At 62.6% G+C, this 17,413-nt stretch carries 17 protein-coding genes and 1 pseudogene; 12 read left to right on the forward strand and 6 right to left on the reverse strand.

Going from position 1 to position 17,413, the window contains the following annotated elements:
• The first annotated feature begins 345 nt into the window (after positions 1 to 345).
• On the forward strand, positions 346 to 681 hold the full coding sequence (locus PF1751_RS15585) for a hypothetical protein (RefSeq protein WP_010209787.1): 336 nt from the start codon (positions 346 to 348) through the stop codon (positions 679 to 681).
• Here the strand turns inward: PF1751_RS15585 and PF1751_RS15590 are convergent.
• Entirely contained in the window at positions 671 to 2,284 is a 1,614-nt protein-coding gene (locus PF1751_RS15590) for a hybrid sensor histidine kinase/response regulator (RefSeq protein WP_010209785.1), read from the reverse strand. The genes PF1751_RS15585 and PF1751_RS15590 overlap by 11 nt on opposite strands.
• A 116-nt stretch (positions 2,285 to 2,400) precedes the next feature.
• Between PF1751_RS15590 and PF1751_RS15595 the strand changes: the two genes are divergently transcribed.
• From PF1751_RS15595 to PF1751_RS15625, 7 genes are all read left to right on the forward strand, one after another.
• Positions 2,401 to 3,003, forward strand: coding sequence for a LuxR C-terminal-related transcriptional regulator (locus PF1751_RS15595; RefSeq protein ID WP_010209782.1), 603 nt, complete (start codon positions 2,401 to 2,403; stop codon positions 3,001 to 3,003).
• 207 nt (positions 3,004 to 3,210) lie between these two features.
• Positions 3,211 to 3,702, forward strand: a complete 492-nt coding sequence (locus PF1751_RS15600) for a GNAT family N-acetyltransferase (RefSeq protein ID WP_010209781.1) — start codon at positions 3,211 to 3,213, stop codon at positions 3,700 to 3,702.
• A gap of 2 nt (positions 3,703 to 3,704) precedes the next feature.
• Positions 3,705 to 4,130: a GNAT family N-acetyltransferase gene (locus PF1751_RS15605; protein ID WP_042572188.1), complete on the forward strand. Its 426-nt coding sequence runs from the start codon at positions 3,705 to 3,707 to the stop codon at positions 4,128 to 4,130.
• A gap of 252 nt (positions 4,131 to 4,382) precedes the next feature.
• Positions 4,383 to 4,895: a sigma-70 family RNA polymerase sigma factor gene (locus PF1751_RS15610; protein WP_010209776.1), complete on the forward strand. Its 513-nt coding sequence runs from the start codon at positions 4,383 to 4,385 to the stop codon at positions 4,893 to 4,895.
• Positions 4,892 to 5,842, forward strand: coding sequence for a FecR domain-containing protein (locus tag PF1751_RS15615; RefSeq protein WP_021492310.1), 951 nt, complete (start codon positions 4,892 to 4,894; stop codon positions 5,840 to 5,842). The genes PF1751_RS15610 and PF1751_RS15615 overlap by 4 nt, the downstream gene beginning before the upstream one ends.
• Positions 5,843 to 5,940: 98 nt before the next feature.
• Positions 5,941 to 8,403 carry a TonB-dependent siderophore receptor gene (locus tag PF1751_RS15620; RefSeq protein WP_021492311.1) on the forward strand — a complete coding sequence of 821 codons (2,463 nt, stop codon included), beginning with the start codon at positions 5,941 to 5,943 and terminating at the stop codon, positions 8,401 to 8,403.
• A gap of 63 nt (positions 8,404 to 8,466) precedes the next feature.
• Complete coding sequence (locus tag PF1751_RS15625) at positions 8,467 to 9,360, forward strand: AraC family transcriptional regulator (RefSeq protein ID WP_044287325.1); 894 nt, start codon at positions 8,467 to 8,469, stop codon at positions 9,358 to 9,360.
• Here the strand turns inward: PF1751_RS15625 and PF1751_RS15630 are convergent.
• Positions 9,302 to 9,889, reverse strand: coding sequence for a LysE family translocator (locus PF1751_RS15630; protein ID WP_010209766.1), 588 nt, complete (start codon positions 9,887 to 9,889; stop codon positions 9,302 to 9,304). The genes PF1751_RS15625 and PF1751_RS15630 overlap by 59 nt on opposite strands.
• Positions 9,890 to 10,091: 202 nt before the next feature.
• On the opposite strand from PF1751_RS15630, the pseudogene PF1751_RS29735 reads away from it, so the two are divergent.
• A pseudogene (locus PF1751_RS29735) lies at positions 10,092 to 10,232 on the forward strand (alpha/beta fold hydrolase); the annotation flags it as partial.
• A gap of 54 nt (positions 10,233 to 10,286) precedes the next feature.
• Positions 10,287 to 10,865 carry a TetR/AcrR family transcriptional regulator gene (locus PF1751_RS15635; RefSeq protein ID WP_029529116.1) on the forward strand — a complete coding sequence of 193 codons (579 nt, stop codon included), beginning with the start codon at positions 10,287 to 10,289 and terminating at the stop codon, positions 10,863 to 10,865.
• Between the two features lie 98 nt (positions 10,866 to 10,963).
• Here PF1751_RS15635 and PF1751_RS15640 read toward each other — a convergent pair whose 3' ends face one another.
• Positions 10,964 to 11,848 (reverse strand): NAD(P)/FAD-dependent oxidoreductase, encoded by an 885-nt coding sequence (locus tag PF1751_RS15640; RefSeq protein ID WP_010209761.1) that lies wholly within the window; start codon positions 11,846 to 11,848, stop codon positions 10,964 to 10,966.
• 144 nt (positions 11,849 to 11,992) lie between these two features.
• Here PF1751_RS15640 and PF1751_RS15645 point away from each other — a divergent pair, with 144 nt between their 5' ends.
• The gene (locus PF1751_RS15645; RefSeq protein ID WP_029529115.1) at positions 11,993 to 12,430 is read left to right on the forward strand and encodes an Rrf2 family transcriptional regulator; all 438 of its coding nucleotides are present in this window, start codon (positions 11,993 to 11,995) and stop codon (positions 12,428 to 12,430) included.
• A 4-nt stretch (positions 12,431 to 12,434) separates the two neighbouring features.
• On the opposite strand, the gene PF1751_RS15650 is transcribed toward PF1751_RS15645, so the two are convergent.
• From PF1751_RS15650 to PF1751_RS15660, 3 genes are all read right to left on the reverse strand, one after another.
• Positions 12,435 to 13,880: a mechanosensitive ion channel family protein gene (locus PF1751_RS15650; protein ID WP_021492314.1), complete on the reverse strand. Its 1,446-nt coding sequence runs from the start codon at positions 13,878 to 13,880 to the stop codon at positions 12,435 to 12,437.
• Between the two features lie 177 nt (positions 13,881 to 14,057).
• Positions 14,058 to 14,924, reverse strand: coding sequence for a pirin family protein (locus PF1751_RS15655; protein ID WP_010209757.1), 867 nt, complete (start codon positions 14,922 to 14,924; stop codon positions 14,058 to 14,060).
• A gap of 76 nt (positions 14,925 to 15,000) precedes the next feature.
• A complete protein-coding gene (locus PF1751_RS15660; protein ID WP_044287327.1) occupies positions 15,001 to 16,206 on the reverse strand; it encodes a multidrug effflux MFS transporter in 1,206 nt (401 codons plus the stop codon).
• A 99-nt stretch (positions 16,207 to 16,305) separates the two neighbouring features.
• Here PF1751_RS15660 and PF1751_RS15665 point away from each other — a divergent pair, with 99 nt between their 5' ends.
• Entirely contained in the window at positions 16,306 to 17,412 is a 1,107-nt protein-coding gene (locus tag PF1751_RS15665; RefSeq protein ID WP_010209755.1) for an efflux RND transporter periplasmic adaptor subunit, read from the forward strand.
• Position 17,413 lies beyond the last annotated feature (1 nt).

The raw sequence follows: 17,413 nt of genomic DNA on the forward strand, positions 1-17,413 counted from the left end.
AACAGAAAGCCATCTGGGACGGCTTTATCATTTAACGGTGAAAACGCTTTCTTACGGCTGCTACGTGAGATCCATGTCAGGAAGCGCCTGCCGGAAGTGCGAACGGCTTGCAAACGGGTAGCGAACGCTACCTGGGCATCCTTTGGAGTGGCCGGTTTTATCTTCAGCCTTTCACGCGATTTCCATGAAATCATCGTGCCATTAGCACACCTGTGCTAATCGACCCCTCCCCCCTGCGGCGCTATATTCCCCGACACTTCCAACGCTCCTCCGGCACCGTGCATTTCTTGCGCGTGGGCGTGTTGTGCGCTGGAAAAACCATAACAACCCCAAGGAAGAATCACCATGAAACTGCAATCCTCTGTTACTCGCCTGACCCTGTTGGGTGCCCTGATCATAGGCGTGGCCGGCTGCAGCAACATCAAGCCTACTGAAGACCACCTCAAGACCCTGTCGGAAACCAACCTGGGCGAGCCGGTCAAGCGTATCTCCAACGTACGCAGCGACTCGATGACCACCTACTACGTGGCCACCGCGGCGTCTGGCGAGTACAACTGCTCGGTGCCCAGCGGTGCCAGCGGCGGCGCGTTTGCGGTCGCAAGCTTTGGCCTGATGAAGCCTGCCGCCTACTGCCAGCCCAAAGGCGCACGCGGCAACCCACTGCAGGGCTTCACCCAGTAACGGACTCCTGGCTCAGGTCCCGCAGGCTGCCACGCAGTTCAGCGGGGCGTACGGGTTTGGAGAGAATGGCGATCTGACGGTCGTACAACGCGGCCTGGATTTTCTCCACATCGTGCCCGGTGAGGATCAGCGCCGGGACCGCCCAGCCACGTTGCGCGCGCAGGGCGTCGATGCATTCGATACCGGTGGCATGATTACCCAGGTCATAGTCGGCGACGATGATGTCGCAGTCGCTGACCAGGTCACGCCCAGACGACTCCGCCTGCACCTCGCACCCCCAGCGCTCCAGCAGCGCCTGGGTGGCGAGCAGCACGTTGTGGTCATCCTCCACCAGGCACACCTTCAAACCCGTGAGCAACCCGGCCTGGCGCGTGTCGTCACGCGGTGCCGTAGTCCGCGGTGCAGTGGCCAAAGTGAGGCCATACAGGCACACGGAGGTGCCATGGCCAACCCGGGAGCGCAGGCTCACTTGCACGCCCATCAATTGCCCCAGGCGCTTGACGATGGACAGCCCGAGGCCCACGCCTTCGACGTCTTTGTCACGCAGGTGGCGTACCCGATAAAACTCCTCGAAGACCTTTGACAGATGCTCCTCGGCAATTCCCCGCCCCCGGTCATGAATCTCCACCGCCAAGCCGCCGTCGCGAACGCGCACGCCGATCAGCACCGGACGATGCGCGCCATATTTGAAGCAATTGGACAGCACGTTCTGCACCATGGTCGCCAGCAGCGCCGGGTCGACCAGCACCCAGTGCGCGCACGGCCGCAGGCGCAGCTCCACGCCGGCCCAGCGCGCAGCTTCGGCGTTCTGGCGTACCAGGTCGGCGAGGAACTCGCCCAGGTGCACCGCCTGGTATTTGGGCATCAGGCGGCCGTTGTCGAGGGTGTAGAGGTCGAGAATCGAACGGAACAGTTGCGACACGTTGAGCAGGGAGCGGTCGATATTGTCCACCAGCCTCCGTTCTTCGTCGCCCAGCCGGGCTTCGCGCAGGCAGGCAGTGAACAGGCCGATGGAATGGATGGGTTGGCGCAGGTCGTGGCTGGCCTGAGCGAGAAAACGGGATTTCTCCAGGTTGGCGGCGATGGCTTGCTCCGACGCCTTGCGCGTGCGCTCCAGCAGAATGTGCGCATACACCGGGATCACCGTGCTGGTGATCATCAGCATCAGCACCATGAAGGGTTGTGCCTGCCACACCGGCGTCAATCGATACACAATCAGCAGTGCCAGCAGCGCCAACGCCGTGGCAATCGCCAGGTAACGCGAGCCGTAACGCATGCCGTTGCCGAGGTTGACCCACACCATCACCGCATACAGCGGCAATGCCGCCTCACCACCGACCACCATGCCGAACGAGGTGCCGGTGTAGTCGTGAAGCATGCCGAAGATCCGCCGCGCCGGGTAATGTCCGGGCCATCGGGCGATCACCTGGCGCAACACGATGGAGGCCAGCAGGAACAGAAAGATATACAGGATCACCGGCAGGTAGGTGTCCACCGACTGTCCGGGCAGGAAGCCCAATGCACCGATGTAGACAATCGCAATGCTGGCCACCACGATGCGCAGGTTGGCTTGGTCGAGTTCGGAGTTGGTCTCAAGACTCATGGGGTTACGTCCTTGTGCGGCAGTGATCAATTCCTTCACACACCACAGGCAGGCCCTGGGCGCGGTGGTAAGGTAGCATGCAATTGCACACCCTTGCCCCAGGAAGGAGCACCCACATGAGCAGTCGCATCATCATCGCTGATGACCATCCGATGTTTCGTGAAGCCATGCTGCGCACGGTGCAGCGCTTGTTGCCGGACGCCGTGGTGCAGGAAGCCGGGGACCTTGACGGGGTGCTCGCACTGATCCATGAAGGCGGCGAGGTCGATACGCTGATCCTCGATCTGCGCTTTCCCGGCCTGACCTGCATGAGCCAACTGGTCGAACTGCGCCAGCAACTGCGGCGCACTACACTGATCGTGGTGTCGATGGTGGATGACCCGGCATTGATCGATCAGGTGATGGCCCTGGGCGCGGACGGCTTCATCGGCAAGAACATCGCCCCCGACGAGATCGGCCAGGCGCTGCTGGCTATCCGCGAAGGCGAAGTGCTGGTCAAGTTTGCCCCTTCCGGTTTGCTGCCACTGGACACCTACGCCCTCACCGCCCGTCAGCAGGACGTGCTGCGCCTGATCGCGCAGGGCAAGACCAACAAAGAAATCGCCAAGGCCCTGGAAATCTCGCCGTTTACGGTGCGCATCCATGTGTCGTCGTTGTTGCGCACGCTGGATGTGCCGTCGCGGGCGGCAGCAGCGGTGAAGTATTCCGGGGAGTTCTAGGGGGAGCGGGAAGCACGCCTCACCCTGCGCAGCGGTACTGGAGCGCGGCCGTATTGCCGAGCGCTGGCACACCCGAAGGATTTGCGCCGAAACCGGCCAGCAGGGTATCGCCTTCAGCTTATCGAGTATTGGGAGAGAGCGTTTCAGTGCCAGGCACAGGATGTTTCTCTATGATGGGGCCTTTCGCTCAATGCCTCAGGAAATACCATGCCCGCCCTCACCTTCCGCACCGCCCTCCCCGCCGATGCCGCGCGTTGCTTTGACATCGAAATCAGCGCCTACGAAGGCGACGAAGCCGCGACGCTGGAGAAGATCGCCACGCGTATTGCGCAATACCCGCAAGGTTTCTTGATCCTGGAAGCCGAGGGCGAAGTGGTGGGTTTCATCAACTGTGGGTGCGCCCATGAGGTGGTGATGTCGGACGAGGCGTTCAAGGAGTTGGTAGGCCACTGCGCCGAGGCGCCAAACGTCGTGATCATGTCGGTGGTGGTTGACCCGGCGCATCAGGGCAAGGGCTATTCCAAAGCGTTGATGACTGAGTTCGTGCAGCGTATGCGCGGGATGGGCAAACAGACGATTCACTTGATGTGCAAAGAACAGCACGTGCCGTTGTACGAGCGCATGGGTTATGACTATGTGCGCCCTTCGCCATCGGATCACGGAGGAATGGCGTGGCATGAAATGGTCAGGGCGCTCTGACGATGGACATACCGTTGATTGAAATCAGCGACCAGCCCAACCCCGAAGCCGAGCGCCTCCTCGGCAGCGGCCTGGCGGCGTTCAACGAAAGCATCACGGGCTACAACGATCGCCAGCCGCTGACGGTGCTGATCAAAGACCCTGCCACCCAGCAGATCGTCGGCGGCATCACCGGTAAAACCACGCTAGGCATGGCCTTTCTCGACCTCTTCCACCTGCCCGAACACCTGCGGGGGTCGGGCCTGGGCAGCCAACTGTTGCAAGCCTTCGAAGACGAAGCCCGTCGGCGGGGTTGTCGCAATGCGGTGCTCTACACCCTGAGCTTCCAGGCGCCGGGGTTCTACGAGAAGCACGGGTGGGTGAAATTCGGTGAAGTGCCCTGCGCACCTGAAGGCAGCAGCCGGGTGTTTCTGTCTAAACCGCTGTGACTGCCGCTTGCAGCGGCAATAGCAGCGCGGATTGGTTTTTGGTAAGCGCGCTTGCTCGCGAATAACCAATAGGCCACCCCGGGCAGCCCGATAGCGCTGCGTCATCTCTCACGTTCTTCGCGAGCAAGCTCGCGCCTTCAAAGGGCATCGTTGGCCTGGCTGAGCGGTTTTAATCATTTGCACGCAGCCCGACGCTTTGCTTTAATCGCGACCAATTCTTATTTGCATGCTTTTTTGAGCTGGACGGGCAGTGTGTCGACTTCTTTTACCCACCTCTACGGCACCCATCACGGTTGGCTGCTCGGCCTGCTGCGCCGGCGCCTGAACGACCGCTGGGATGCCGCCGACCTGGCTCACGACACGTTTATCCGGATTCTCAGCCGCCCACCGGCCGAGACCGACCCCGTCCGCCAACGCTCCTACCTGGCCACCATCGCCCGTGGACTGTGCATCGACCATTGGCGCCGGCGCCAGCTCGAACGCACGTGGCTGCAAACGCTGGCCGAACGGCCGGAAGCGCTGCAACCGTCGCCGGAGCAACGGGCGATCATCGTCGAGACACTGGTTGAGGTGGACGCCATGCTCGCGCGACTGCCGAAGAAAGTCAGCGAAGCCTTCCTGCTCGCCCAGTTACACGGCCTGCCCTACAAGCAGATCGCCGAGCAGCTTGGCGTGGGCGAGCGCATGGTCAAGAAGTACATGGCCCAGGCCCTGCTGCATTGCGCAATCCTGGAAGCCGAACTCGACGGGATGCTCGTGCAATGAACGCCTCCGGCAAGCTCAGCCATGCCAGCCTTGAGCAGGCCGCGCAATGGTATGTGCGCCTGCAGGACCACGGCAGCGCCTTGGAGCAACTGCGCTGGCAGGCCTGGGTCGCGCAAAACCCTGAACACTTGGCGGCCTGGCAGTACGTGCAGCGGGTGAGCCAGCGTTTTGCCCCGCTGCAGGAACAAGCCCAGGGAGCCAGCCGCGCCTTGCGCAGTTCGCGGCGCCAGACACTCAAGACCCTGCTGGTGCTGTGCGGCGGCTCGGCGCTGGCCTGGGGCAGTTGGCGCAACACCGCCCTGCCCAGACTGGTGGGCGGCTGGAGCGCAGACTATGCAACCACCAGCGGCGAAACCCGCGATACCCTGCTGGCCGATGGCAGCCATGTGTGGCTGAACGCGTTGAGTGCGCTGGATGTGCGTTTTGATGCGGCGCAACGCTTGCTGCTTCTGCGCTTTGGCGAGGTATTGATCGACACGGCCAAGGATGCCCGTCGGCCGTTTCTGGTCGATACCGAACACGGGCGCATGCAGGCGCTGGGCACCCGTTTCAGTGTGCTGCAAGGCGACGATCACACCCAGCTCAATGTCTTCGAAGGCCGCGTGCAGATCACCACCCAAGACCGGCATGTGCGCATCATCGAAGCGGGCCAGCAAGCCTCCTTTACCCGCGATGGCTTCAAACCCACCGCGACTGCCTCGCAAGCGCGGGAGGCCTGGAGCCGTGGCGTGCTGCTGGCGGACAACTTGCCGCTTGGGCAGTTGATCACCGAGCTTAACCGTTATCGCCCCGGCCATCTGGGATGTGATCCGGCGGTGGCGCAGTTGCCGGTGATGGGCTCGTTCCCGCTCAAGGACAGCGATCATGCCCTGCACCTGTTGCAGGCGGCGCTGCCGATTCGGGTCGACCGGCCGTTGCCGTGGTGGGTATCGGTCGGGCCGCTGTAAAAAATCTTCAACCGCCAGTTCCCTTTTTCAACACTCGTTCGGTTAACCCTGCAGACGCTTTCAATTCGCCGATCGATTTGATCCAAAGGGAAACATCCATGTCGCAACCTGCTCGCTTCGCGCTGTGCCCATTGGCGCTGGCCACTTCGTTGTTCTGCCTTGGCGCGCCGATGGTGCACGCCGCCGACTCGCCTTCGAGCCAGGAGGCCGCGCGTCCCTACCGCATCGCCGCCGGCTCCCTGGTCAGTGTGTTGAACAACTTCGCCGAGCAGTCGGGCATTTTCATCGCCGGCCACAACAGCCTCGCCGCCGGCAAGACCAGCCCCGGCCTGAACGGCAACTACACCCCGGCGGCCGGCTTGCAGCGCCTGTTGCAGGGCAGCGGTCTGCAGGCCCTGCCCCAAGGCAACAACGGTTACGTGCTGGACCCGATTCCCGCCAACACCGGCGCGCTGGAGCTGGGTGCCACCACGGTTTCCGGCCAGGACCTGGGCGCCACCACCGAAGACACCCGTTCCTACACCACCGGCTCCATGGCTTCGGCCACCGGCCTGCCGCTGTCGATGCGTGAAACCCCGCAATCGGTGACGGTGATCACCCGCCAGCAGATGGACGACCAGGGCACCAACAGCATCGCCGACACCCTGCGCCGCGCCCCCGGCGTGAGCGTGCAGAACTACGACAGCGAGCGCTGGGAGTTCTCCAGCCGTGGCCTGCCGATCACCAACTTCCAGTACGACGGTGTCAACTCCACCTATGACGGCGTATATGACTACGGCACCACCAGCACCGACATGGCGGTGTACGACCACCTGGAAATCATCAAGGGGTCGGCCGGCCTGCTGAGCGGCGCCGGCGACCCTTCGGCCACGGTCAACTTGATTCGCAAAAAGCCTACGGCTGCCTTCCAGGCCTCGGTAACCCAGACCTTCGGTTCCTGGGACAACTACCGCACCGAAGGCGACATCTCCGGCCCACTGACGGAGTCCGGCAACGTGCGCGGGCGTTTTGTCGGCGTGTACCAGGATCGCCAGTCGTACCTGGACCACTACCAGAACACCAAGGACATCGCCTACGGCATCCTTGAAGCCGACCTCACGCCCGACACCCTGTTGACCTTCGGCATCGATCAGCAAGACACCCGCTCCCGCGGTGCCAGTTGGACCGGTTTCCCGATGTACTTCAGCGACGGCTCGCGCACGAACTTCTCGCGCTCGTTCAACCCGGCCGCCGACTGGAGCCGTCGCGACTTCAACAACCAGACACTCTTCGCCTCGGTGCAGCAGAAGCTGGCGAATGACTGGTCGCTCAAAGTCAGCCTCGACCGCAAGCGCAGCCAGCACGACACCCTGCTCGCCTCCGCTAGCGGCGGCAACCCGGACCCGGTCAGCGGCGAGAACATGTACATGTTCATGGGCAAGTACAAGGGCGACCAGGTGCAAAACACCCTGGACGTGAACCTCAGCGGGCCGTTCAGCCTGCTCGGTCGTGAACACGAGTTGATCATGGGCTTCATGACCACCCGCTCGAAACAAGATGTGCCGGTGTACGGTTCGGTCTACCCGCCCGTGGGCGGCAGCATCTTCGATTGGCACGGCGAATACGCTAAACCAGACATCCCGCGCAGCGGCCAGAACGATATCGTGCAGCGCCAGACCGGTGCCTACCTGGCCACACGCCTGAAACCCACCGATGACCTCTCGGTAATCCTTGGCACCCGCGTGAGCAATTTCAGCGGCACCGACAACACGGACTTTTACGACCCGACCAAAGCCGACAACCGCACCCGCTACCACCAGAGCGGCGTGGTCACGCCGTATGCCGGGATCGTCTACGACCTCAACGACACCTGGTCGGTGTACACGAGCTACACCCAGATATATCGCCCGCAGAACAGCAAGGACGCCGATCGCAAGCTGCTTGACCCCATCGAAGGCGATACCTATGAGGCCGGGATCAAGGCCGCGTTTTACGAGGGCCGCCTGAACGCCAGCTTTGCGGCGTTCCGCATCGAGCAGGACAATGTCGCCGAGTACGTCTCGGGCTTCGAGACCGACTCGGTGTATCGCCCGATTGCCGGTGCGACCACCAAAGGCTTCGAGGCGGAACTGTCGGGCGAGGTGCTGGACGGTTGGAACGTCTCCGCGGGCTACACCTACCAGCACACCCGCGATGCCAACAACGGCTACGTGTACAGCTCGGTGCTGCAAACCACCACGCCACAGCAAGTGGTGCGTCTGTTCAGCACCTACCGCCTGCCCGGCGCGCTGGAGAATGTCACCGTGGGCGGCGGCGTGAATTGGCAGAGCGAGTTCTTCGGCAACGTGTTCCAGCCTAACCCGAATGACACGGTCAATTTCGGCCAGTACGCGCGCATCACCCAGGACAGCTACTACCTGGTCGACCTGATGGCGCGCTACCGCTTCAACGAGCACCTGAGCACCACGCTGAACGTGAAGAACCTGTTCGATAAAAAGTACTACACCGGCCTGGGCAACTTCGGCACCGGTTTCTACGGCGAACCGCGCAGCCTGCAACTGGCGACCAAATGGGACTTCTGAGCTGACGACGGTGGCGGTCTGTGCAATGATCCCTTCACTCGCTCAAGGGAGGGACCCGCCGCCATGTCGCCGAACAGCCTCGCTCACCTTTCACGCTCGCCGCGCTTCTGGCGCGACGAGCGCCTGCCCTTCGTCGAAGCACGCACCATTGCCGATGGGCGCAAGGTCACCTACAGCCGTCACGCGCACGAGCATTTCTCCATCGGCGTGGTCACCACGGGGCGCAGCTATTACCACTACGGCGCCGACACCTTTGAGATCAGCGCCGGCACGGTGGTGTTGATGAACCCCGGCGACGTACACGCCTGCAACCCTATCGCCAATGAGCCGTGGTCCTACCAAATGGTGTACATCGACACGCCCTGGCTGACGGACTTGCAGCACCAACTGGGCTTCAGCACGGAGCAGGGTTATCGGCCCTTCAACACGCCCTACACCCGGGACACGGTGCTTTACGAAGGCCTGTTGGAGTTGTACGGGATACTGGTGGATGAACAGGCCGAACACCTGCAAAAACAGAGCGCGCTGGTGAGTTACTTCACTGAAGTGCAACAGCGCCTCAACCCCTCCGACACGCCGGTGCGCGAGGTCAACCACAAGCTGGAACGCGCCGCCGACTACATCCGCGAACACTGCACCGACGCACTCAGATTGGAAGATATCTGCGTGGCGGCCGAGCTGTCGCCGTCCTACCTGATCCGTGCATTCAAGCAGTATTACGGGCTGACGCCCCACGCATTCCTGGTCAACCAGCGTATCCAGTTTGCCCGCGCGCAATTGCGCCAGGGTGAGCTGATCGCCGATGTCGCGCTGGCCGCGGGGTTTGCCGACCAAGCGCATTTCCAGCGCACGTTCAAACAGCATTTCGCCGCCACGCCGGGGCAGTACCGCGACCGGCTCAAGCCATCAATAAATAACCCACACTGGCCACCAGCAACGCAGCCATTGAGCGGTTGAACACGCGAACACCCCGAGGGTTGCCGAGGTAGCGGCGCAGGAACGTCCCGGCGTAGGCCCAGCACGCCACGGACAGGTAGCAGATCACCAGGTAGAGCGCCGCAAACAGCCAGACCTGTGCGGCATCGCCATCCGCGACAAACAAGCCCATCCCCGCCACGCAGGCCAGCCAGGCCTTGGGGTTGAGCCATTGCATGATCGCCCCGTACAGCATCGATGGCGCGGTGGCGTTACCTTCGGCGTCGAGACGGCCATCGTCCGCCGCCAGTTTCCAGGCCATGTACAGCAGGAACGCCACCCCGCCCCACTGGATCAACTGGGTCAATATCGGCCAGCGTACCAGCACCTCATGCAAGCCCAGGCCAATCAACACCAACAGCAACGTGAAGCCCACAGCAGCACCAAACACATGCTTCTGGCTGGCGACAAAGCCGAAGCGCGCCCCCGAACTCAGCGCAACCACATTGACCGGGCCTGGCGTGATGGACGTGGCCAGGGCGAAGGCAGCCATGGAAATGATCAAGCTCATTGCAGTTCCTTTTTATTCGAACCCGTGATGGTGAGGCCACGGTAAACGGCGAGTCGGCCGGGGTATTGAACAAAATCACCCTCGCCGAATGATCGTGTATGCGTGTGCAGGCTTATTCCATCGTCGGCCCTAAAGGCGGCGTAACTTCTGCCTGCCTGATGCTGTCTTTTTCTGCGGTTCAAGCCGCTGAACGCTGAGAAACTTCGCCGCCTTTATCGAACGCGCTGGCAAGGAGTACGCCAAGAGCTCGCCGACGCCTAAAGAGTACGACGCCTGTGTCGAGCAGATCAGCCATATGTGGGCCAGCCCACCGAACTGGACCGACGCGCAATTGCAGAGCATCCTGTCGGCGCGCATCACCTGCGCACCCACCGATACCCGCCCTATCAGGACACCAATGCCCAACCCGATTCCACGACGGCGCGATGCCGCCGTCACCCGCGAAGCCATCCTGTTGTCCGCGCGCAAGGCCTTTGCCCAATCGGGCTATGACGGCGCCGGGGTGCGCGAGATCGCCGCTGGCGCGGGGCTCACCGAGATGCTGGTCAACCGCTACTTCGGGTCCAAGGAAGAGCTGTTTGCCGAAGTGATCGCCGAGACCCTGGCCAGCCCGATCATCCTGACGCCAGGCAACCTCAGCTCGGAAAACCTCGGCCGTACCATCGCCACCGCACTGGTCAGCCTCACCGAAGCCGGCAATAAGCCCTTGGAAGGTTTCCTGATCATGTTGCATGCGGCGTCCAGCAAACGCGCAGCCATCATCGGTCGCGAGCAAGTGGAAAAAGGTCATCAGGCAACCATGGCCGCAGCACTCAAAGGCGCCCACCACGAAGAGCGTGCCGCGTTGGTGATAGCCCTGGTGTCGGGTTTCCAGGTCATGCGCCAGATGCTGGAGTTGTCGGCGCTGGCCAAGGCCGATCCACAAGTGCTGATCGACCTGCTGACGCCGCTGTTCCAGCAGTTGGTGGATGGCTGAAGCGCTTCAAGCCCTGAGCGAAGGCCGCGAAGAAGTGCTGACCACCGATCATGCCCTGGCGGTAAAGGCCTCGCTGTCCACGGACAGCCCGGTGCACCTCAACCGTTGATCAAGGAAAAATGCGCGCCCACACCGGCGCGCACGCCCTCCGCCACGGCCAGCGCGACCGAACCGGCGGCGAGGGACGCATCGCCGCAGGCGAACACGCCAGGCTGGGACGTCTGGCGCATGTCATTGGTGTGCAGGTAGGGACCGGTTGGGCCGTCCGCCAGCTCACAGCCCAGTTGCGCGGCCAAAGGGCTGATTCGGGTGCGGGACATCGTGAAGATCCCATCGAGGCTGAACAGCCGCCCATCGTCCAGCTCCAGGTCGGCGCGCTCGCCACAGATGCGCCGTACCGCGCCGCATTCCACGCTGACTCCGCGTCGATCCAAGTGTGCCTGTTGCTCGGCATCCGGGATGAATACGCCGTTGGTGAATAAGGTGGTGGTGCCCCAATCCGGCAGCATCAGTGCGTGGTGCATGGCCAAGGCTGAGGTGGCCAAGACGCCTATGTGGCCTTCGTCCAGCTCGTAGCCGTGGCAGTAAGGGCAATGGAACACGTGCTTGCCCCACCGTGATTCGAGGCCTTCGATGGCGGGCAACTCGTCCACTACCCCGGTGGCGAGGATCAGGCGCTTGGCGTGAAACGTGCCGTTGCATTCAGTGCCAATGGCGAAGCCTTGCGACTCTCCACTCGCCTGAATCACGCGGTCCTGGACCCAAGTGACCGTCGGATATGCCATCAATTGGCCGCGCCCCTGCGAAGCGATGGCTTCCGGGGCCTGACCGTCCTGGCCGAGAAAACCGTGGGAGGTCGCCGCAAAGCGGTTGCGCCGTTGCCCCGCATCGATCACCAACACCTGGCGCCGTGCCCTTGCCAATTGCAGGCCCGCTGACAGGCCGGCATAACTGCCGCCCACGATAATGACGTCGTACAGCATGAAGGTGACCCCCGGTCATGTGCATCCGGTTATCCGAACGCTTTCACGACACACCATAAGTTACATAAAAATACCGCGTCAATAGTCTCGCAACTTTTTAGGTTACGAACGATACTTTCGTCCGAATCAACCTGAGGCCTATCGATGAGAAACGACACCCGACTTTCGCGCATGCTCCACGTGCTGATCCATATGGGCCGACATGAGGAGCGCGCCACCTCGGAGACCATCGCGCAGATGCTCGGCACCAACCCGGTGGTGGTGCGGCGCACCCTCGGGCTGCTGAAGGAAAAGGGCTATGTACGCTCGGAAAAAGGTCACCAGGGTGGCTGGTGCCTGGGTAAACCCTTGAATGAAATCACCTTGCTGGACATTCATAGCGCCCTGGGCACGCCGTCGATATTCGCCATCGGCCTGTCCACCGACCACCCGGAGTGCCTGGTCGAACAAGCGGTGAACGCAGCGCTGACGGATGCCTTCGATCAGGCCCAGGCGCTGTTGCTGGCACGGCTGGGCGACGTGACGCTGGCGCAGTTGGCCGAGGATTTTGACCAGCGTTACCGCATTGCCATGGCGCCTTGATCAACTACAATCCGCGATTGCGCAACCATTGCAGGAACCCCTTCTTGACCGGCACCACCGGCGCTTCCTGGGTCAAGGCCTGCGCGGCGTGCAGGCGGAAATCCAGCAGGGTCTTCATGGCCTCGCTGATGTCATGACGCGCATCCAGGCAGGGTTTCAGGTATTCCTTCTCAATGCGATACAAGGTGCAGAACGTCTTGGCCGAGAAGTCCGCCAGCGCCGCCTGGTCCGACAGGATCCCTGCCTCGCCAATCACCTCGCCCGGCCCCATTCGTCCTGCTTCGACCTTGTGCCCACCCTTGGTCAGCATCACCGAGACCACGCCGGACTCGACAATAAACAAATGGTCACTGACCTCCCCCGCCGGCAGGATCATCTCGCCGGCGCGGTAGGCGTTCAGGGTCATGTTCTGGCTGAAGGTGTCTTTCTCTTCCTGGCGCAGGGTGGAGAAAATCGACGAGCGTTCGAGCAATGCGCGCGCCGCGGACATGGCCGGCGGTGTGCTGCTTTCGGTGGCCGACAGCAATCCCACCCCGGCCGCTTGCAGGTGCCTGAAGGCCAGGTCGTAAAGCTGGTTGCGCACCTCACGCTTGAGGCTCATGGCGGGTACAAATCCGCTGATTTCATACTCGACGCCGCCACTGGCCGAGGCCTTGAACGCCACGCTCGGCGCCGGATTGCCCAGCAGCGGCCGACACCCTTGCATCGCCCGCTCCAGCGCCTCGATCACGGTTTGCGGGCGCGCATGGGGGCTGACCTGCAGGCTGACCGACAGGCCGAACATGTCCGCCGGGCGCGAGAAGTTGATGATCTTGGCCTTGGCCGCCAGGGAGTTGGGGATTACCGCCAGACTGCCCTGAGAGGTTTGCAGGCGCGTGGCGCGCCAGTCGATGTCAGTCACTCGGCCTTCGGTGCCATCGATGGAGATCCAGTCATCGATCTGATACGGCTTGGTGGTATTGAGGACAATCCCGGAAAACACGTCGCTCAACGTGCTCTGCAATGCCAGACCGACAATGATCGCCACCGCACCGGAAGTGGCGAGCACACCTTTGACCGGCAAATCGAGCACATACGCCATGGCGGCGATGATCGCGATCAGGAAGATCACAGCCCCCACCAGGTCTTGCAACAGGCGCCCGGTGTGGCCGACCCGCTGCATCATCACCGCACCCAGCAACACCGTCAGCGTGCGCGCCGCAAACAGCCACCAACCGATCTGCAAGGCAGTGGCCGAGAGGTGCAAGGCGGTGTTGTCCGCATAAGGCGCCACTTGCATGGGGTTCATGCCGTCGTTGAACAGCACGGCGCTGTACACGGCAAAAATCGCCAACCGCGCCGCCAGCTTCCAGTTGGCGAGGTTGACGGAAATAAGACGCCACACGGCGATGTCGATAAAGATCAGCGCCAGGGCGCACAGCATCGGGTGATCAGCGATAAATGAGGGCATCCAGGCGACTCCAGGGCGAATGCGCAGAAGATCGCATGAAATGGAGTTATCGGGTATAGCACAAACGAAATGTGGGAGCGGGCTTGCTCGCGAATACGGTCGGCCAGTCAATGTTTCTGTGACTGATGCACCGCATTCGCGAGCAAGCCCGCTCCCACACTGGATTACACGGGGCCGTTAAATTTGCATTTGCCCAAACTTGCCCGATTGAAAATCAGCAAACGCTTGATGAATCTCCTGCTCGGTATTCATCACAAACGGTCCATGCCCGACGATGGGTTCGTCGATGGGCTCCCCGCTGAGCAGCAACACCTTGGCGTCGTCATTGGACTCCAGTGTGAGTTGACTGCCATCGCGCTCGAACAACGCCAATTGCCCTTGGCGCGCGACTTCCTCGCCATTGACCAGCACTGTTCCGCGCAGGATGACCAACGCGGTGTTGCGCCCTGCGTGCAGGTCCAGAGTGACTGGCTTGCCGGCGTTGAGGCGCAGGTCCCACACGTCGATAGGCGTAAACGTACGGGCGGGGCCCTGGGTGCCAGCAAACTCACCGGCAATCAGGCGCAGTTGCCCGGCGTCGTTGGCCAGCGGCAGTACCGGAATATCGCCGTCGACAAGGGTCTGGTAACCGGCGTCGGCCATTTTGTCCTTGGCCGGCAGGTTGACCCACAGTTGCACCATCTCCAGCTTCCCGCCGCTGCGGGCGAAGGCGGCGGAGTGGAATTCCTCGTGGAGGATACCTTTGGCGGCGGTCATCCATTGCACGTCGCCAGGGCCGATCTTGCCGCCAGCACCGGTGGAATCGCGGTGTTCGACTTCGCCGTCGTAGACGATAGTCACGGTTTCAAAGCCGCGATGAGGATGCTGGCCGACGCCGCGTCGTTGCTCGGTCGGAGTAAAGTCGGCCGGGCCGGCGTGGTCCAGCAGCAGGAATGGGCTGATGTGCTTGCCCATGGTGTCGTAGGAAAATAGTGTGCGCACCGGGAAGCCGTCGCCCACCCAGTGGGCGCGGGGACTGGTGTAGATGCCGATGAGTTTTTTCATGGTGATCCTCCAAAGTGAGTCCACCATAAGACGTCGGGCCGTTGAGCACTAGCCGGCAGATACGGCCGTAACTGTCCTATGTATAGGACAATCCGTTGGCCTGACGCTGACGCAACAGGTGAAACGCCACACAGGCCGTCGCCGCAAAGCACGCCTGGATGACGATCATCGGCGTGGCGCTGCCATCGCGTAGCAGGCTCAACAGCACGCCGCTGCAGGTGGCGCCGAACATTTGCGCAAACCCCATCAGCCCGGCTGCCAGGCCCGCGCGGTGGGCGTTGGGCATTACCCCGCCCGTCACCGAACCTGGCAAGACCAGGCCGCCGCCGAGGGTCACCAGCGCAATCGGAATATCCAGACCCAGCACCGACAGGCCGAACAGCGCATAAATGACCACGGCCGAGACCCCGCCAGCGGCCACCATCGCCACGCCCATTGTCACAATCCGCTGGGGGCCCAGGCGCATGATGTTGCGCCGGGTGTAGGTGGAACCAACGATCAGCATCGACACAATCAGGCCGAAATTGATGCCGTACTCAAGGCTGCTGAAGCCCAGCAAGTTGATAAACACCGCCGACGAGCCGGCGATCACCGCAAACATGGCGCCATAGGTGCACGCCAGCGCCACGGCGAACGCACGGTACTGGCGCCCCCTGAGCAGATCCAGGTATTGCCCGCCCAGGGAGCGCCAGTGGCCGGCCTTGGGGTCCAGGAAGTGATTGCTCTCGCGAAAGAACAGCAGGACCACTAACAGCACCACGCTACCAATCGCCAGTGCCAGCATGATCGGCGCACGCCAGCCGAGCCATTTGATCAGCAGGCCACCGACCATCGGCGCCACCACGATGGCGTAGAGCATGCCGATCATGGTCAATGCCAGGGCCGGCCCTGCTTCTGCCTTCCATACATCGCGCACCACCGTGCGCGCCAGTACCAACGCGGCGCACGCGCCCAGGCCTTGCAGCACGCGGGCGGCGATGAAGTGCTCGATGTCATCGACCAACAGCATCGATAAGGTCGCCAGCCCATACAGCACCAGACCGCCGATCAGTACCGGCCGACGGCCGAGGCGGTCCGACAGCGGGCCAAACAGCAATTGCCCGAGGCCGAAAGCGGCGACAAACGCCGACAGCGCCATCAATGACGAGCCCGCTGGAGCGGCCAGTGCCTGCTCGATGGCGCCAAGGCCGGGAATGATCAATTGGGTCGACACCTCACCCAGCGCCGTCAGGGCCACCAATAAAAACAACAAGCTTCGCGATGGCGCCGGGGCGTTTGTCATGAGGAGCATCCGGGGGCTGGATTAATTTATATTTCGACCATAATATGCGTAAAAAATTATGTCCATAATTTTTTGCCCACGGTTACCCCGGAGCCCGCCATGCACCCTCTTCCCTTGCGTCTTCTCACGCCCCTGGCCCTGTTGATCATCCTCAATGGCTGCAACAGCAAGGCCGACACCGCCGCTGAAACCCCACTGCCGCGCCCGGTCCTCGCGGCCAAAGTCGAAGCCGCCGGCACCCAGCAAAGCGCCTATACCGGCGTGGTTGCGGCACGCACCGAAAGCGACCTGGGCTTCCGGGTCAGCGGCAAGGTCATCGAGCGTAAGGTCGACCCCGGCCAGCACGTGTCCCGTGGCGACACGCTGCTGGTACTGGACATCGGCGATTTCGAACTGGCCCTGCGCTCGGCCAAGAACCGCGTGCATGCCGCCCAGGCACAACTGCGCCAGCGCCGTGACGACGAAAACCGCTACCAGCGCCTGGCCAGCACCGGCGCCGTGTCGCGGCAGATCTTCGACCAGTCGGCGACCCTCCTGCGCGTGGCCGAAGCCGAGCTGGCTTCGGCACAATCCGACGCCAGCCAGATTGAAAACCGCCGTACCTACTCCGTGCTCAAGGCTGATGGCGACGGCATCATTACCGACGTGCGAGTGGACCGTGGCCAGGTGGTCGCCGAGGGGCAGATCGTCGCACGCCTGGCCCATGACGGCGCGCGCGAAGCCATCGTCAACCTGCCGGAAAACCAGCGCGACCAGGCCGCGCAGAAAGCCCTGGCCTTCCCCTTCGGGGCCCCGGACCAGGCGGTGACTGCCACCCTGCGCGAACTGTCCGCCAGCGCCGACCCGACCACCCGCACCTACCGCGCCCGCTACGTCCTGCACGGCGCAGTCGACCGCTTTGCCCTCGGATCCACCATAACCGTACGCCTGCAAGGCAATGGCCAGGCGCAGCAAACCCGGGTGCCCATCGGCGCCCTGCTGGATTCAGGCCAAGGCACCGGCGTCTGGCTGATCGGCGCAGATGACAAGGTCAGTTTCGCGCCAGTGAAAGTCGCCAGTCTTGGCCAGGAAGACGCCCTGCTCGACAGCGGCGTAAGCCCCGGCCAAGTCATCGTTGCCCTCGGCGCACACCTGCTGCACAGCGGTGATCCCGTGCGCCTACTGCCCGCCCAGGTGCTGGCCCTCAACCGCAAACAGGACAACTGAG

Source organism: Pseudomonas simiae, from assembly GCF_000934565.1.
Classification (GTDB): domain Bacteria; phylum Pseudomonadota; class Gammaproteobacteria; order Pseudomonadales; family Pseudomonadaceae; genus Aquipseudomonas; species Aquipseudomonas simiae.

What these genes read in the sequence shown, in the direction of transcription:
- PF1751_RS15585 (WP_010209787.1), top strand. Translation starts at nt 346, where the DNA reads ATGAAACTGCAATCCTCTGTTACTCGCCTGACCCTGTTGGGTGCCCTG.
- PF1751_RS15590 (WP_010209785.1), bottom strand. Translation starts at nt 2,284, where the DNA reads ATGAGTCTTGAGACCAACTCCGAACTCGACCAAGCCAACCTGCGCATC.
- PF1751_RS15595 (WP_010209782.1), top strand. Translation starts at nt 2,401, where the DNA reads ATGAGCAGTCGCATCATCATCGCTGATGACCATCCGATGTTTCGTGAA.
- PF1751_RS15600 (WP_010209781.1), top strand. Translation starts at nt 3,211, where the DNA reads ATGCCCGCCCTCACCTTCCGCACCGCCCTCCCCGCCGATGCCGCGCGT.
- PF1751_RS15605 (WP_042572188.1), top strand. Translation starts at nt 3,705, where the DNA reads ATGGACATACCGTTGATTGAAATCAGCGACCAGCCCAACCCCGAAGCC.
- PF1751_RS15615 (WP_021492310.1), top strand. Translation starts at nt 4,892, where the DNA reads ATGAACGCCTCCGGCAAGCTCAGCCATGCCAGCCTTGAGCAGGCCGCG.
- PF1751_RS15620 (WP_021492311.1), top strand. Translation starts at nt 5,941, where the DNA reads ATGTCGCAACCTGCTCGCTTCGCGCTGTGCCCATTGGCGCTGGCCACT.
- PF1751_RS15625 (WP_044287325.1), top strand. Translation starts at nt 8,467, where the DNA reads ATGTCGCCGAACAGCCTCGCTCACCTTTCACGCTCGCCGCGCTTCTGG.
- PF1751_RS15630 (WP_010209766.1), bottom strand. Translation starts at nt 9,889, where the DNA reads ATGAGCTTGATCATTTCCATGGCTGCCTTCGCCCTGGCCACGTCCATC.
- PF1751_RS15635 (WP_029529116.1), top strand. Translation starts at nt 10,287, where the DNA reads ATGCCCAACCCGATTCCACGACGGCGCGATGCCGCCGTCACCCGCGAA.
- PF1751_RS15640 (WP_010209761.1), bottom strand. Translation starts at nt 11,848, where the DNA reads ATGCTGTACGACGTCATTATCGTGGGCGGCAGTTATGCCGGCCTGTCA.
- PF1751_RS15645 (WP_029529115.1), top strand. Translation starts at nt 11,993, where the DNA reads ATGAGAAACGACACCCGACTTTCGCGCATGCTCCACGTGCTGATCCAT.
- PF1751_RS15650 (WP_021492314.1), bottom strand. Translation starts at nt 13,880, where the DNA reads ATGCCCTCATTTATCGCTGATCACCCGATGCTGTGCGCCCTGGCGCTG.
- PF1751_RS15655 (WP_010209757.1), bottom strand. Translation starts at nt 14,924, where the DNA reads ATGAAAAAACTCATCGGCATCTACACCAGTCCCCGCGCCCACTGGGTG.
- PF1751_RS15660 (WP_044287327.1), bottom strand. Translation starts at nt 16,206, where the DNA reads ATGACAAACGCCCCGGCGCCATCGCGAAGCTTGTTGTTTTTATTGGTG.
- PF1751_RS15665 (WP_010209755.1), top strand. Translation starts at nt 16,306, where the DNA reads ATGCACCCTCTTCCCTTGCGTCTTCTCACGCCCCTGGCCCTGTTGATC.